8 protein-coding genes are annotated in these 14,086 nt (G+C 71.0%); 4 read left to right on the forward strand and 4 right to left on the reverse strand.

The window, feature by feature from the left end; all coding sequences use genetic code 11:
• Window positions 1-8: 8 nt before the first annotated feature.
• Window positions 9-1,565 (reverse strand): metallophosphoesterase, encoded by a 1,557-nt coding sequence (locus ACIRR9_RS28445; protein ID WP_403757323.1) that lies wholly within the window; start codon window positions 1,563-1,565, stop codon window positions 9-11.
• Window positions 1,566-1,632: 67 nt separating this feature from the next.
• Entirely contained in the window at window positions 1,633-3,135 is a 1,503-nt protein-coding gene (locus tag ACIRR9_RS28450; protein ID WP_403757326.1) for an acyl-CoA synthetase, read from the reverse strand.
• A 107-nt stretch (window positions 3,136-3,242) separates the two neighbouring features.
• Here ACIRR9_RS28450 and ACIRR9_RS28455 point away from each other — a divergent pair, with 107 nt between their 5' ends.
• From ACIRR9_RS28455 to ACIRR9_RS28470, 4 genes are all read left to right on the forward strand, one after another.
• On the forward strand, window positions 3,243-5,651 hold the full coding sequence (locus ACIRR9_RS28455) for a penicillin acylase family protein (RefSeq protein ID WP_403757328.1): 2,409 nt from the start codon (window positions 3,243-3,245) through the stop codon (window positions 5,649-5,651).
• 206 nt (window positions 5,652-5,857) lie between these two features.
• Window positions 5,858-7,297: a cytochrome P450 gene (locus ACIRR9_RS28460; protein ID WP_403757331.1), complete on the forward strand. Its 1,440-nt coding sequence runs from the start codon at window positions 5,858-5,860 to the stop codon at window positions 7,295-7,297.
• Window positions 7,272-8,288: a (-)-alpha-amorphene synthase gene (locus tag ACIRR9_RS28465; RefSeq protein WP_403757334.1), complete on the forward strand. Its 1,017-nt coding sequence runs from the start codon at window positions 7,272-7,274 to the stop codon at window positions 8,286-8,288. Before ACIRR9_RS28460 ends, ACIRR9_RS28465 begins: the two co-directional genes overlap by 26 nt.
• Before the next feature lie 179 nt (window positions 8,289-8,467).
• A complete protein-coding gene (locus ACIRR9_RS28470) occupies window positions 8,468-11,377 on the forward strand; it encodes an ATP-binding protein (RefSeq protein ID WP_403757337.1) in 2,910 nt (969 codons plus the stop codon).
• 36 nt (window positions 11,378-11,413) lie between these two features.
• Here ACIRR9_RS28470 and ACIRR9_RS28475 read toward each other — a convergent pair whose 3' ends face one another.
• A complete protein-coding gene (locus ACIRR9_RS28475) occupies window positions 11,414-12,967 on the reverse strand; it encodes an acyl-CoA synthetase (protein WP_403757340.1) in 1,554 nt (517 codons plus the stop codon).
• Window positions 12,964-14,073, reverse strand: a complete 1,110-nt coding sequence (locus ACIRR9_RS28480; RefSeq protein WP_403757343.1) for a nitronate monooxygenase — start codon at window positions 14,071-14,073, stop codon at window positions 12,964-12,966. Before ACIRR9_RS28480 ends, ACIRR9_RS28475 begins: the two co-directional genes overlap by 4 nt.
• Between the last annotated feature and the right edge of the window lie 13 nt (window positions 14,074-14,086).

Here is a 14,086-nt window from a genome sequence, read left to right on the forward strand (position 1 = left end):
TCCCCAAGCTACGGAGGTGCCGTTCCCCGGGCCACATCCGGCGGCGGGTTCGGCGCGGCTGTCATCCCTTGGGGCGAACCGGGCATCGCGGACTGCGGTCCGAGGCGGTCGATGCCGGACAGGTCGCGGGCGGTCACGCTGTTGCGGTCGGCGACGGTGCGGCCGAGCGCGTGGTAGGGCCACAGTCCCCCGGCCTGCCGGCGGCTGCGCTCGTTCCATTCCAGGGCCTCAGCGGCGCGTGCCCGGAAGAAGTTGAGCGCGTAGCCGCCGGAGTGGATCCGCAGCAGGAAGAATCCGCCCGGGTACTCCTTGGCGGCGCCGACCTCCTGCAGGGTCACCTGCGGGGCGAGCGGCACATGGGTGCGCTTGTTGCGATGGGTGTGGCCGACATGGTGGAGGAACACACCCGGGGCGGCGGCATAGGCCCGCAGGATCGCGCGGGCCTGGCGGCGGCCCAGGCGCTGTCCGGGGCTCACCGGGAAGAGGGCGTCCCTGACGGTGAGCGGATGGTGTCCGAAGACGACGGTGGGCTGTTCCCTGTGGGCGCGCAGGCGGCTCCGGAACCAGGACAGCTGCTCGGCGCCGAGGCCGCCGGCGTCGCCGCCGTTGCCGCGCTTGTCGTAGGTGTCGAGGCCGATGATCCGCAGTCCGCCCACGTCGTGCTCGAACCAGTCGGGACGGTCCTGCCCGCCGAACACCCGGTGGAAGGCGTCGCCGTCCCGCGAGCCCCGGTCGTGGTTGCCCCGTACGACGAAGTAGTCCCGTGCATGGGTGCCGAAGCCGTCCAGGATGCGTCTGGCCTCCGCCAGGTCGCGCGGTCCGCCACCGGCGGAAAGGTCGCCGGCGGCCAGCAGCAGCTGGGCTCCGCGGCGGCGGGCCTCGTCCACCACGGCGCGGCTCATGAGCTCGGGGTACGGGGCGAGCCCCGCCCGTTGTGCCACTCCGCGCAGGAAGGCGACGCCGGCCACCAGACCGGCGACGGTCTCGCCGATGTGCAGGTCGTTGCAGAGGGCGAGGGACAGGAGGTGGCGGCCGGGCGGGGGCTGTGGGGTGGTGAAGGAGTAGGGGCCGCCGGGCGAGCCGAGGCCGTGCCGGGAGGTGCCGGCCGCGTTGCCGCGCACCAGGTGCAGCGCGGTGGGGGTGGCGGGCACGCCCCTGGAGTGGGCCTGGTAGTAGTACGTCTGCCCGGGTTCCAGGCCGGTGAGCTCGATGTGGTGGTGGGCGGTGGGCCGGTCGTCGCCCGCGGTGCGGTTGAGGCGGGCGGGGTGGGTGCCGTAGCGGACCTCGCCCTCGGTGACGGCGGGCAGCATACGGCCGGTGCCGTCGTCGGTGCCGGGCTGGGCGGTGTGCCAGGCGATGACGGCGCGGTCCTCGGTGAGGGTGACCAGTTCCAGGTGGACGGCGGCGAGGGAGCGGGGGTGCCGGGGGCGGGCGGTGGGGAGTGCGGAGCGGAGCAGGGCGGGGGCGAGCAGGAGACCGGAGCGCAGCACCTCGCTGGGGCCGGGTATGCCCGCGAGTGCGCCGAGGGGGACGGGGAGGCAGCAGCGCATGTCTGCTATGTGCACGCCCCCGGTGAACGGCGGAGGTGGAACCGGAAGCCGCACACGGTATGGAACCGGACTTCTTGGCTCCTCACGAGGAGGGGCCGAACCGGTCCCGCAGCTCGCGCTTGAGGATCTTCCCGCTGGCGTTGCGGGGCAGGGCGTCCACGAACAGGACCCGCTTGGGTGCCTTGAAACCGGGCAGGGTCTCCTTGACATGGGCGATCAGCCGGGCCTCGTCGGCCTCGCCGCGCGGCACGACGACCGCCGTGACCATCTCGATCCACTGCTCGTCGGGCAGGCCGATCACGGCGGCCTCGGCGACCGCCTCATGGGTGTAGAGGGCGTCCTCGACCTGCCGTGAAGCGACCAGCACACCACCGGAGTTGATGACGTCCTTCACCCGGTCGACGATCGTGAAGTAGCCGTCGGCGTCGCGGACCGCCAGGTCACCGGAGTGGAACCAGCCGTCCCGGAAGGCCTCTTCGGTCTCCTCGGGCTTCTCCCAGTAGCCCTCGCACAGTTGCGGTGAGCGGTAGACGATCTCGCCGGGTGTGCCGTCGGGCACGTCCTGGCCGTCCTCGCCGACCACGCGTGCCTCGACGAACAGCACGGTACGGCCGCAGGAGTCCAGCCGTCCCTTGTGCTCCTCGGGCGCGAGCACGGTGGCCAGCGGCCCGATCTCGCTCTGCCCGAAACAGTTGAACAGGGCGAGTTTCGGGAGCCGTTCGCGCAGCCGCTCGAGAACCGGTACCGGCATGACCGACGCCCCGTAGTACGCCTTGCGCAGCCCGCCGAGGTCGCGGGTCGCGAAGTCGGGCCGGTTGGACAGCCCGATCCACACCGTGGGCGGCGCGAACAGGCTGTCCGCGCGGCCGGTCTCGACCAGGTCGAAGAGGGTGTCTCCGTCGGGCCCGTCCAGGATGATGTTCGTGGCCCCGACCGCCAGGTACGGCAGCAGGAACACATGCATCTGGGCGGAGTGGTAGAGCGGCAGCGCGTGTGCGGGCCGGTCCCCGGCGCTGAGGTCGAGGGCGGCGATCGCGCTCAGGTACTCGTGCACCAGCGCCCGGTGGGTCATCATCGCGCCCTTGGGCAGCGCGGTGGTCCCCGAGGTGTAGAGCAGCTGGACCAGTTCCTCGGTCCGCGGTTCGGGTCCGTCGTACGGCGACGCGTCCGCGAGTCGGGCGAGGAGCGAGCCGTCGGCGTCCCGCAGCGGCAACACCCGTGGCCCGTCGGGAAGTCGGCCGGTGAGGTCCGGGTCGGCGAGCACCAGTGCGCTGCCCGACTGGCCGAGGATGTACGCGAGGTCGTCGCCGGTCAGGTTCTGGTTGACGGGGACGTGCACCAGGCCGGCCCGGGCGCAGGCGAGGAAGGCGATCAGGTAGGCGTCGGAGTTGTGGCCGTAGGCGCCGACCCGGTCGCCGCGTTCGAGGCCCTGGCCGAGCAGGACGGTCGCCGCCCGTGAGACGGCGTCGTCGAGTTCCTCGTACGTCCACCGGCGCTCGCCGTACTCCACCGCCACCCGTGCGGGGGTACGCCGGGCGCTGCGCCGCAGCACCCCGTCAACCGTGCTGCCCTGTCCCTGCGTCATGACTCATGATCCTCGGTCCCCGGGCGGGGCAGGTCAAGCACCACCGGAACCGCACGCCCGCGCCCGCGCTCAACTTCCTCTTCCCTCAACGACGTTGGGAGGCACAGATGCGCACCACCCGTGTGAGACGGCTGTTCGTCACAGCCGTCGCGCTGCTCACCGCATCGGCCGCGTTACCGGCCGCGGCGGCCGGGTCGCGAAGTCATCAGGACCGGCCGTCGCACGGCGGTCTGTCCGCCGTCATCCGCTACACCGAGTACGGCATCCCGCACATCCTCGCCAAGGACTACGCGGACCTCGGCTTCGGCACCGGCTGGGCGCAGGCCGCCGACCAGGTCTGCACCCTCGCCGACGGCTTCCTGACGGTACGCGGCGACCGCTCGCGTTTCCTCGGCCCGACCGCGGCCACCGACTTCTCGCTCTCCTCTGCCGGCGACAACCTCTCCAGCGACCTGTACTTCCGTGGTGTACGCCGGTCGGGCACCGTGGCGAAGCTGCTCGCCGAACCGGCTCCGCTGGGCCCGAGCCGGCAGGTGAAGGACCTGATGCGGGGCTTCGCCGCCGGGTACGACGCCTGGCTGGCGCAAAACCGGATCACCGACCCGGCCTGCCGGGGTGCCGCCTGGGTGCGGCCCATCAGCACGCTGGACGTGGCCACCCGTTACTACGCCCTCTCCGTGCTCGGCGGCCAGGGCGGTGCCGTGGACGAGATCACCGGCGCGGCGCCACCCACCGGCGCCACGGCGCCCGGGCGGGGAATCGACGCCGAGGCTCTGGTCAGGGCCGTACAGACGCGGTCCGGCACGGCCGACATGGGATCGAACGCGGTCGCGTTCAGCGGTGCCACCACCGCCAACGGCCGTGGTCTGCTGCTGGGCAATCCGCACTACCCGTGGCAGGGCGGACGCCGGTTCTGGCAGTCGCAGCAGACCATCCCGGGCGAGCTGAACGTCGCCGGTGCGTCACTGCTCGGCACGCCGACCATCGCCATCGGCTACAACTCCCGTGTGGCGTGGAGCCACACCGTCTCGACCGGTGTCCCCTTCGACCTGACCCGGCTGACACTCGATCCGTCCGACCCCACCGTGTATCTGGTGGACGGCAGACCGGAGCGGATGACCAGGCGGACGGTGACGGTCGCGGTCAGGGGCGGCGCTCCCGTCACCCGCAGCCAGTGGTGGACGCGGTACGGCCCGGTGGTCGCCGACCCGGACGGTGATCCGCCGCTGCCCTGGACCACCACGACGGCGTACGCCTTCAGCGACCCCAACGCCGCGAACTTCCGGTTCGCCGACACCTCGCTCGGCTTCGGCAAGGCGCGCTCCACGGCGGACGTCCTCGCGTCCCTCGACAGGCATCAGGGGCTCCCGTGGGTGAACACGATCGCTGCGGACTCCGCCGGGCACACCCTCTACACCCAGTCGCAGGTACTGCCCCGGATCACCGACGAGCTCGCGGCGCGTTGCTCCACCGACCTGGGCAGGATCACCTATCCGCAGGCGGGGCTCGCGGTCCTCGACGGCTCGCGGTCCGACTGCGCGCCGGGCAGTGACGCCGACGCCGTCCAGCCCGGCATCTTCGGGCCCTCCCGCATGCCCACCCTCAAGGACGCCCCGTACGCGGAGAACTCCAACGACAGCGCCTGGCTGACCAACCTGGACCGGCCGCTCACCGGGTACGAGCGGATCTTCGGCACGGTCGGGACGCCACGCGGGCTGCGGACCCGGGGTGCGATCGAGGACGTGACGGCGATGGCGAAACGGGGCGGGCTGACCGTCCGGGACCTCCAGGACCAGGAGTTCTCGAACCGGGTGCCCGCCGGTGCCCTGGCGGCGGCCGACGCGGCGAAGGCGTGCGCCGTGCTGCCGGGCAGGACGGCCAAGGGCAGCGACGGCACGGTGGTCGACGTCTCGGCGGCCTGCCCGGTGCTCGCGGCCTGGGACCGCACCATGGACACCGGCAGTCGCGGCGCTCTGCTCTTCGACCGTTTCTGGCGGAAGCTGACAGCTGCGGTCTCGCCCGCCCGGCTCTGGAAGGTGCCGTTCTCGGCGGCCGACCCGGTGCACACCCCGAACACGCTCGACACCACGGCGCCCGGCTTCGCCACGGCCCTCGCCGACGCCGTCGCCGAGTTGCGCACCGCGGGCATCCCGCTGGACTCCCCGCTCGGCGACCACCAGTTCGTCGTACGGAACGGCCAACGGAACCCGGTGCCGGGCGGTACGGAGGCGCTGGGTGTGTGGAACAAGATCGAGCCGGTGTGGAACGCGGCGCAGGGCGGCTACACCGACGTGTCGTTCGGCTCCAGCCACATCCAGGCGGTGGGCTGGGACGGCAGTGGCTGCCCGGTGGCCCGCACCCTGCTGACGTACTCCCAGTCCTCGAACCCGAACTCGCCCCACTACAGCGACCAGACCCCGCTGTTCTCGGGCGAGAAATGGGTGACCGCGCGGTTCTGCGAGAAGGACGTCCTGTCGTCACCCGCGTTGAAAACGGTTCGCGTGCACGAACACTGAGCCTATGTGGTCCCGCGTCATATGGGGCGGGACCACACTCGTGGGGTACGAGAAAATCACAGTCGATGCGATATGCATCAATGGTCGTTCACCGAACGTGACATGTGCTTCAACGTGCCCCCGTGCGCCCCTTTGGGGAAAGCCTTCTGGAAACCGAATGCCGGTCAACTGGGCAGGACACGTCTCGCAGTGGGCAGGAGGTTTCCATGCACCGTGCTGCGCCTGAACAAAAACGAACGTGGACGACAGGTACTGCTCCCGGCATATTCCCTCTTCTCGGTCACGCTATCGCCTTATATCGCCGACCGCTGGCGTTTCTGAATTCTTTGCCCGCGCACGGGGATCTGGTCGAGATACGGCTGGGCCCCCAGCGTGCCTGGATGGTGTGCCGCCCGGAGCTGGCCCACGAGGTGCTCATGGATCCGCACACCTTCGACAAGGGGGGCCCGCTGTACGACAGGCTGGGGAACCTGATGGGCGACGGACTCGTCACCTGCCGCCAGGCGACGCACCGGGACAAGCGCCGACTGCTGCAGCCCGCCTTCCGTTCCTCCCATGTCTCCGTGTACACGGACCTCGTCGCCGAGGAGGCCGAGGCGGTGTGCGAGGGGTGGCGGACGGGGCGGGCCGTTCCTGTCACCGAGGCGATGATGACCCTCACGACCCGTGTGATCAGCCGGGTCCTGTTCTCCGACTCGCTGGACGACGCGACGGCCGCCGAGGTGCGGAACTGTCTCTCCGACGTGGTCCGCGGCCTCTTCGTCCGCACCGTCGTACCGATCGACGCCCTGTTCCGCCTCCCCACCCCCGCCAACCGCCGCTACCGGCGCGCCCTCGCCCGTCTGCACGCCGTCATCGACACGGCGATCGCCGAGCGCCGCCGGGGCGACGACGGCGACATCCGCTACGACCGCGACGACGTACTGGGAACACTGCTGGCGGCGGCGCGCGGCGAGAGCGGTCCGACGGCGATCACGGACCAGGAGATCCACGACCACCTGATCACGCTGCTGCTGGCGGGCGCCGAGACCACGGCGCTCTGCCTGGCCTCGGCGTTCAGCCTGCTGGCCCGCCATCCGGAGGCCGAGCGCCGGCTGCACGCCGAACTGGACACCGTCCTCGCCGACGGCCGCCGGCCCGGACCCGCCGATCTGCCGCACCTCGGCTACACCCGGTCCGTCGTCTCCGAGACGCTGCGTCACTCGTCGCCCGGCTGGCTCTTCACCCGCGTCACCACCAGGGAGACGGAACTCGCCGGACGCCGGCTGCCCGAGGGGGCCACCGTGCTCTACAGCCCCTACCTCCTGCACCACGATCCGGCCTCGTTCCCCGATCCCGAGCGCTTCGACCCCGACCGCTGGTCGCCCGGGCGGCTCACCGCCGAGCAGCGCCGCGCGATGATGCCGTTCTCCGCGGGCAACCGCAAATGCGTCGGCGACGAGTTCGCCATGGTGGAGGCCACCCTGGCGCTCGCGACCATCGCCGGGCGCCGGCGCCTGCGCCATCTGCCCGGGTACGTCGAGCGGATACCGCGGCCCGCGATCACCCTGGGGCCTCGATCACTGGTCATGGTCTGCGAAGCCCGTCCCACGCACGGCACTTCACACCCCCGAACGGCAGGTGGTCACGTTGTCGACAACACATGAGGAAAGCGCGGTCGGCGTCCTGGACGCATCCCAGGTCTCCGATCTCAGGGATCTGATCGACGCCCACCTCACCATGCCGTTCCCGTTCGCCCGCAATCCTCATGAATCCGAGGCCGCGGCCGGTGTCGACGCGTGGCTGAGGGCGTGGGGGCTGACCGACGAACCGGGCGTGGCGACGATGATCGCCCGTACCCGCCCCGCCGAGCTCGCGTCCTGCACCAGCGCCGCCGTCGACTCGGGGCTCCTCCAGATCGTGGCCAATCAGATCGCCTATCAGTTCGTCTTCGACGACCGTGCGGAGGACGTCGGCCGGTACTCTCCCGGCAGGCTGGTGCCGATGCTGTGCGAGAGCGTCGCGATCCTGCGGGACGACCGGCCGCCCAGCACCCCGCTCGGAGCGGCCCTGGCCGACCTCCACCGGCAGGTCCGGGAACGGTGCACACCCGCACAGGCCGCGCGCTGGGCCTGGAAGAGCCGTGAATACGTGCACGGCCTGCTGTACGAAGCGGTGGCGCAGGCGCAGCCCTTCCCCTTGCGGCGGGGAGACTGCACCTCCATACGGTCACTGACCGCCGGAGTCGAGCCGTTCTACCCGTTGTACGAGGCCGCCCAGCCGCACGAGATACCCCTTGCCGAACTCCACCACCCCGCCGTGGAGCGGCTCACCCGGCTGTCGGCCGACGCGGCCGTGTGGACGGCCGACCTGTTCTCCGCGGTGAAGGAACGGCGTGCGGGCGAAATGATCAACCTGGCCCTGGCCTATCAACGCGAACACCAGTGTTCTCTCCAGGCTGCCGTCTTCCTTGCCGTCCAGCGGGTCAACGGCACGATCGAAGAGTTCCTGAGGCTGTACCGGACCATCGAACCGGAGTTGAGCGTAGCCGGTGTCGGTTACATCGAAGGAATGATCGGCTGGATCCGCGGGTGCTACCAGTGGTCCCGCACCGTGCCGCGCTACTCGGATGTGACCTCAATACCTGCCGTGCCATAAGGACTCCGCAGTAAACCTCCACCGGAGGTGTCCATCCAGGTCCTCGTACCCAGCGAGCAGGCATTCTCCCATCTGTCAGTTGATGATTCACCCTATAGTGCTCAATCCGGCCTATCGCACCTCGACGGGGCGTACGCTCGGCTGTCCCGTAGGCCGAACGACAGAAAGCGGTACGGCTCATGGCAACGGAGCTGCGGCAACCGATCACGGACCAGGAGACGTTGATCGAACGCCGAGGGGAACTCCATGCCCTCGATGCCGCGTTCCAGGAGCTGCGACGCACCGCGGACGGCACGCCGCGAGCAAGGCGCAAGGGACTGCTCGCCTTCACCGGGTCGGCCGGATTGGGCAAGACAGCACTCGTCACGGAAGCACGTGCCCGGGCCGCGGCACACGGATTCACCGTGCTGTCGGGCCGTGGTGGCGAGGCGGAACAGGGTTCGGCGTTCCGCGTGGTACGCCAGTTGATGCAGCCGTCACTGGCGAGGATGGACGAGGCGGAGCTCCACGCCTTCCTGGGAAGTTGGTACGACACCGTCGCCGGCGTGCTCAGTCTCGAGGCGAAGGGACCCGCTCCCGCGCCGGATCCGACCGGTGTGCGCGAAGGTCTCGACTGGGTCATGACGCGCCTCACGGTGAAGAAGGCTCCCGTCGTCCTGCTCGTGGACGACCTGCACTGGACGGACGCCGAGTCACTGACCTGGCTCGCCTCCTTCGCACCGCGCGTCGACGACCTCCCCCTGCTGATCGTGGTCGCCTACCGGCCCGACGAGCTGCCCGCCGAGGCCGGCGGACTCCGTGCGCTCATGGGCGACCATGGGGACCGCCCCCACAACCTGGCTCTGCTCACCACCGAGGGAGTGGCGCAGATCGTCAGGAACGAGATCGGGGAGGCGGCGGAGGACCGGTTCTGCAAGGAATGCTGGTCGGCCTCCGGCGGGAGCCCCTTCGAGGCGGTGGAGCTCGCCATCGGACTCGCCGAGCGGAGGCTGACCGGCACCGACGACGACCTGCCGGCCATGCGCGAGCTTGCCGCGGCGATCAAGGGCCCGGGGCTGATCGAGCGTCTGGAACGGCTCGGAACCGCGACCGTCCGCTTCGCGCACACCGCTGCTGTGCTGGGCTCACCCTTCTCGCCGCAACTCGCGGCGACCATCTCGGTGCTCGGCGACGAGGCCGTCGCCGAGGCGACCGAGAAGTTGCGCGCGGCCCGGATCCTGGCCAACGGCCACGGCCCCGAGGGCGAGCTCGAATTCGTACACCCGCTCATCACCACGACGATCTACCGGTCCATCCGCACGGGTTTCCGGACCGGTTTGCACAACACCGCCGCGCAGGCCCTCCTGGCCGCGGGGTACGGCCCCACCGCAGCCGCGCGGCATCTGCTGGAAGTCCCGTGCGAGGACCGTCCCGAAACGGTCGCCTGTCTGCGCGAGGCCGCTCGCGAATACCTGCGTGCCGGGGCCACCGACGCGGCCCGCCGGCTGCTGGCCCGCGCGCTGCAGGAGCCGCCGCTGCCCGAGGACCATGCCGCGGTCCTTCACGAACTCGCGTGTGCCACGTTCCTGATCGAGCCCACCGCCACGGTGAGACATCTGCGCCAGGCGCTGGCACAGCCCGACGTCGACCCCGATCTGCGTGCCTCCGTCGTCTACCGGCTGACGACGGCTCTGGCCCATACCGACAAGTTGGCGGAGGCCGTGACCGTGGCCGCCGAAGAAGCGCGGAAGGCCACGAATCCTCGCGTCAAACTCCGCATGCAGGCCGATCAGTTCGTCTGGAGCATGGTGCGTTCCGACGACCGCGACTCCCCGGCCCGTTCTCGGACGCTGGCGCGTCTGGCCGAGCAGTTGCCCGGCCGCAGTCTGGAGGAGCGCTACATCCTGGGGCTGCGGGCCTGGGACGCCGCCATGCGCGGCGAACCGAGGCAGACCGCCCTCGCGTACGCCGAGAAGGCCCTGCGCGGTGGTATGAGCTGGACCGACGAGAACCGGGGATTCGAGGTACCCCTTTCCGTCGCCCTGGTCTTCATGTACGGCGATCAGCCGCAACGGGCCGAGGAGCTGTTCAACCAAGGTATCGCCGAATGCGTGGCCAAGGGGTGGCACGGCTCCCACCTGGCCTTCGGCCAGACCATCGCCGGTTACATCCGCTACCGCCGCGGCTGGCTCGCCGAAGCCGAGAACGCCGTACGGGAAGGTCTGCGCATCGCCGACAAGGTGGACGGGGTCGTGGCCGCCGAGTGGTTCGGCGTGAGCATCCTCATCAAGACCCTGCTGGCCCGCGGGCGTGTCACGGAGGCACGCTCACTCGCCGACGAGCACCACTTCGACGAGACAGCCCTCAACACCGTCATCTACCCCGACCCCCGCACCGTCTACGCCGAACTCCTCCTCGCGGAGGGACGGCACGCCGAGGCGGCCCGGCTGCTGGCCGCGGTCGGGGAGTGGCTGGACGGGCGGGGCTGGCGCAATCCGGCCTGGTGCCCGTGGCAGCTGCGGCTCGCCTCCGCGCTCGCCCCGACCGCCCGGGACGAGGCGGTCGGACATGCCCAGGACGCCGTGCGGCGGGCCCGGGACTTCGGTGCCGCCGCCACCGTCGGTCAGGCTCTGCACACGCTCGCCGAGGTGACCGGTGGGACGGCCGCGGTCGGCCTGTACGCGGAGGCCGTCGGCCACCTGGAACAGTCCCCGGCCGCCTATGAGCTCGCCCGCGCCCAGATCGGCCACGGCGCCGCGCTGTCCCGCAACGGCCGGCTGCAGGAGGCCGCCGACCGGCTCTACCAGGGCCTGGAAGGAGCCGTCCACTGCGGCGCCGAGGCGCTCGCCGCCCGGGCCAGGGAGGAGCTCTCGGCGGCCGGACTGCGTCCGCTGCCGCTGCGTTATGTGCAGGTGGACACGCTGACCGCGCCGGAACTCCGCACCGCCGAACTGACCGTCCAGGGGCTCCCGGTGGCGGTGGTCGCCAAGGAGCTGCACCTCACCGAGCAGGGGGTGCGGCAGTTGTTGTCCCGTGTCTACCGCAAGATCGGCACGGACGCCGCCGGCCTCGCCGGGTTCCTGGAGACCCGTCAACGCCCGCGTCCCTGAGGACGCGGGACGCGGTCATGAGGACGCGGGACGCGGTCACACCGGCCGGGTGCGCCCCTGCCAGTAGGGGTCCCGCAGCCGCCGCTTGTACAGCTTGCCGTTGGGGTCGCGGGGCATCTCGGTGATGAAGTCGACGGTCTTGGGGCATTTGTATCCCGCCAGCCGCTCGGCGCAGTGGGCGAGCAGGGCGGCGGCGAGGTCCGGTCCCGGCTCGTGTCCGGGGGCGGGTTCGACCACGGCCTTGACCTCCTCGCCCCAGTCGTCGTGCGGGATGCCGAAGGCGGCGGCGTCGGCGACGGCGGGGTGGGAGAGGAGCGCGGACTCGATCTCGGCGGGGTAGATGTTGACCCCGCCCGAGATGATCATGTCGATCTTGCGGTCGCGGAGGAAGAGGTAGCCGTCCTCGTCGAGGTAGCCGAGGTCGCCGACGGTGAAGAAGTCGCCGATGCGGTTGTTCCTCGTCTTGGCCTCGTCCTTGTGGTAGGAGAAACCGCCGGTGTTCATCTTCATGTAGACGGTGCCGAGTTCGCCGGGCGGCAGCCGGTTGCCGTCGTCGTCGAAGACCGCGAGTTCGCTGATGGGCCAGGCCTTTCCGACCGTGCCGGGTTTCTTCAGCCAGTCCTCGGCGGTGGCGAAGGCGCCGCCGCCCTCGCTGGCCGCGTAGTACTCCTCGACACTGGGGCCCCACCAGTCGAGCATCGCCCGCTTGACATGGTCCGGGCAGGGTGCGGCGCCGTGGATGGCGTGTCGCATGGAGGAGACGTCATAGCGTGCGCGCACATCCTCGGGGAGGGCGAGCAGACGGTGGAACTGGGTCGGGACCATATGGGTGTGGGTGCACTGGTGTGCGTCGATCAGGCGGAGCATCTCCTCGGGGGTCCACTTGTCCATCAGGACCAGGCGGTGGCCTATGTGGAGTGACGCTCCCGCGAACTGCAGTACGGCCGTGTGGTAGAGCGGTGAGCAGACGAGGTGGACGTTGTCGCCGAACGGCCGGATGCCGAAGATGCCGAGGAAGCCGCCGAGGTAGGCCTCCTCGGGGAGCTTCCCGGGCAGCGGGCGGCGGATGCCACGGGGGCGTCCCGTCGTACCTGAGGTGTAGTTCATGACCCAGCCGAGCTCGCGGTCGGCGGGCGCGGACTCGGGTTGTCCGTCGAGGAGTCCGGCGTACGGCCGGAAGCCCTCGACCTCGCCGATCGCGTACCGGTGGGTGGCCGGGAGGCCGGCCTCGTCGGCGGCGTGCCGGGCCGGGCCCGCGAACCGTTCGTGGGCGATGAGGACCTTCGCCCCCGAGTCGGCGACGATCCAGCCGATCTCCGGGCCGACGAAGTGGTGGTTGACGGGGACGAGGTAGAAGCCGGCCTGGCTGGCGGCCAGGTAGGCGGTGAAGAACTCGACGCCGTTGGGCAGGACGACCGCGAAGGCGTCGCCGCGTTCCAGCCCGGCGGCGCGCAGTCCGTGGACGAGGCGGTTGGTGGCCGCGAGCAGGCGTCCGGCGGTCCACTCCTCACCGTCGGGGGCGACGAGCACCGTGCGGTCGGGGTCGAGGGTGGCCTGGGCCCAGAATCCGGCGGGGGGCGTGCTGGTCACTTGCCGCTCCTTCCGGCGATGCGGTTGATGCGGTCGACGGCCTGCTCGAAGCCGCGGGTGAGGTCGTCGAAGACGGCCTGGACGCTGCGTTCGGCGGTCATGCGGCCGACGATCTGGCCGACAGGGGTGCCGAGCAGGGGCTCGACCTCGTACTTCTGGATGCGGGTGAGGGCCTCGGCGACGAGCAGGCCCTGGAGCGGCATGGGGAGGGTGCCGGGGCCGTCCGCGGCGTCCCAGGCGTCGGTCCACTCGGTGCGCAGCTGGCGGGCCGGTTTCCCGGTCAGGGCGCGGGAGCGGACCGTGTCGCCGGAGCCGGCGGCGAGGAGTTTGCGGGTCACGGCGGGTGAGGAGAGGTCGGCCTCGGTGCAGGTCAGCCAGAGGGAGCCCAGCCAGACGCCCTGGGCGCCGAGGGCGAGCGCGGCGGCCGCCTGCTGCCCGCCGCCGATCCCGCCCGCCGCGAGCACGGGCAGCGGGGCGACGGCGTCGACGACCTCCGGGGTGAGGACCATGGTGGCGATCTCACCGGTGTGCCCGCCCGCCTCGTAGCCCTGTGCCACCACGATGTCGATGCCCGCGTCCTTGTGCTTCACGGCGTGCCGGGCGCTGCCCGCGAGCGCGGCGACCAGGACGTTCCGGTCGTGGGCGCGGGCGATGACATCGGCGGGCGGGGAGCCGAGGGCGTTGGCGAGCAGCCTGATCGGGTAGTCGAAGGCGACGTCGAGCTGGGTGCGGGCGACCTGCTCCATCCACCCGGTGATGCGCCATCCGGACGCCTCGCCCTCGGCGAGCTCGGGCACGCCGTACTTGGCGAGGGTGTCCCGGACGAACTGCCGGTGCCCTTCCGGGATCATCGCCTCGACGTCGGCCTCGCTGACGCCCTCGACCTTCTTGGCGGGCATGACGACATCGAGCCCGTACGGCTTGCCGTCGACATGCGCCTCGATCCAGTCGAGGTCGCGTTTGAGGTCGTCGGGGGCGGTGTAGCGGACCGCGCCGAGCACTCCGAAGCCGCCGGCCCGGCTGATGGCCGCGGCCACGGCGGGAAACGGCGTGAAGCCGAAGACGGCGTGCTCGACTCCCAGGGTCTTGCTCAGCTCCGTCTGCATGGGCGCAGGATGC

The organism is Streptomyces sp. NPDC101234 (assembly GCF_044767525.1).
In the GTDB taxonomy this organism is placed as follows: Bacteria; Actinomycetota; Actinomycetes; order Streptomycetales; family Streptomycetaceae; genus Streptomyces; species Streptomyces sasae.

What these genes read in the sequence shown, in the direction of transcription:
- ACIRR9_RS28470 (WP_403757337.1), top strand. Translation starts at nt 8,468, where the DNA reads ATGGCAACGGAGCTGCGGCAACCGATCACGGACCAGGAGACGTTGATC.
- ACIRR9_RS28460 (WP_403757331.1), top strand. Translation starts at nt 5,858, where the DNA reads ATGCACCGTGCTGCGCCTGAACAAAAACGAACGTGGACGACAGGTACT.
- ACIRR9_RS28450 (WP_403757326.1), bottom strand. Translation starts at nt 3,135, where the DNA reads ATGACGCAGGGACAGGGCAGCACGGTTGACGGGGTGCTGCGGCGCAGC.
- ACIRR9_RS28480 (WP_403757343.1), bottom strand. Translation starts at nt 14,073, where the DNA reads ATGCAGACGGAGCTGAGCAAGACCCTGGGAGTCGAGCACGCCGTCTTC.
- ACIRR9_RS28455 (WP_403757328.1), top strand. Translation starts at nt 3,243, where the DNA reads ATGCGCACCACCCGTGTGAGACGGCTGTTCGTCACAGCCGTCGCGCTG.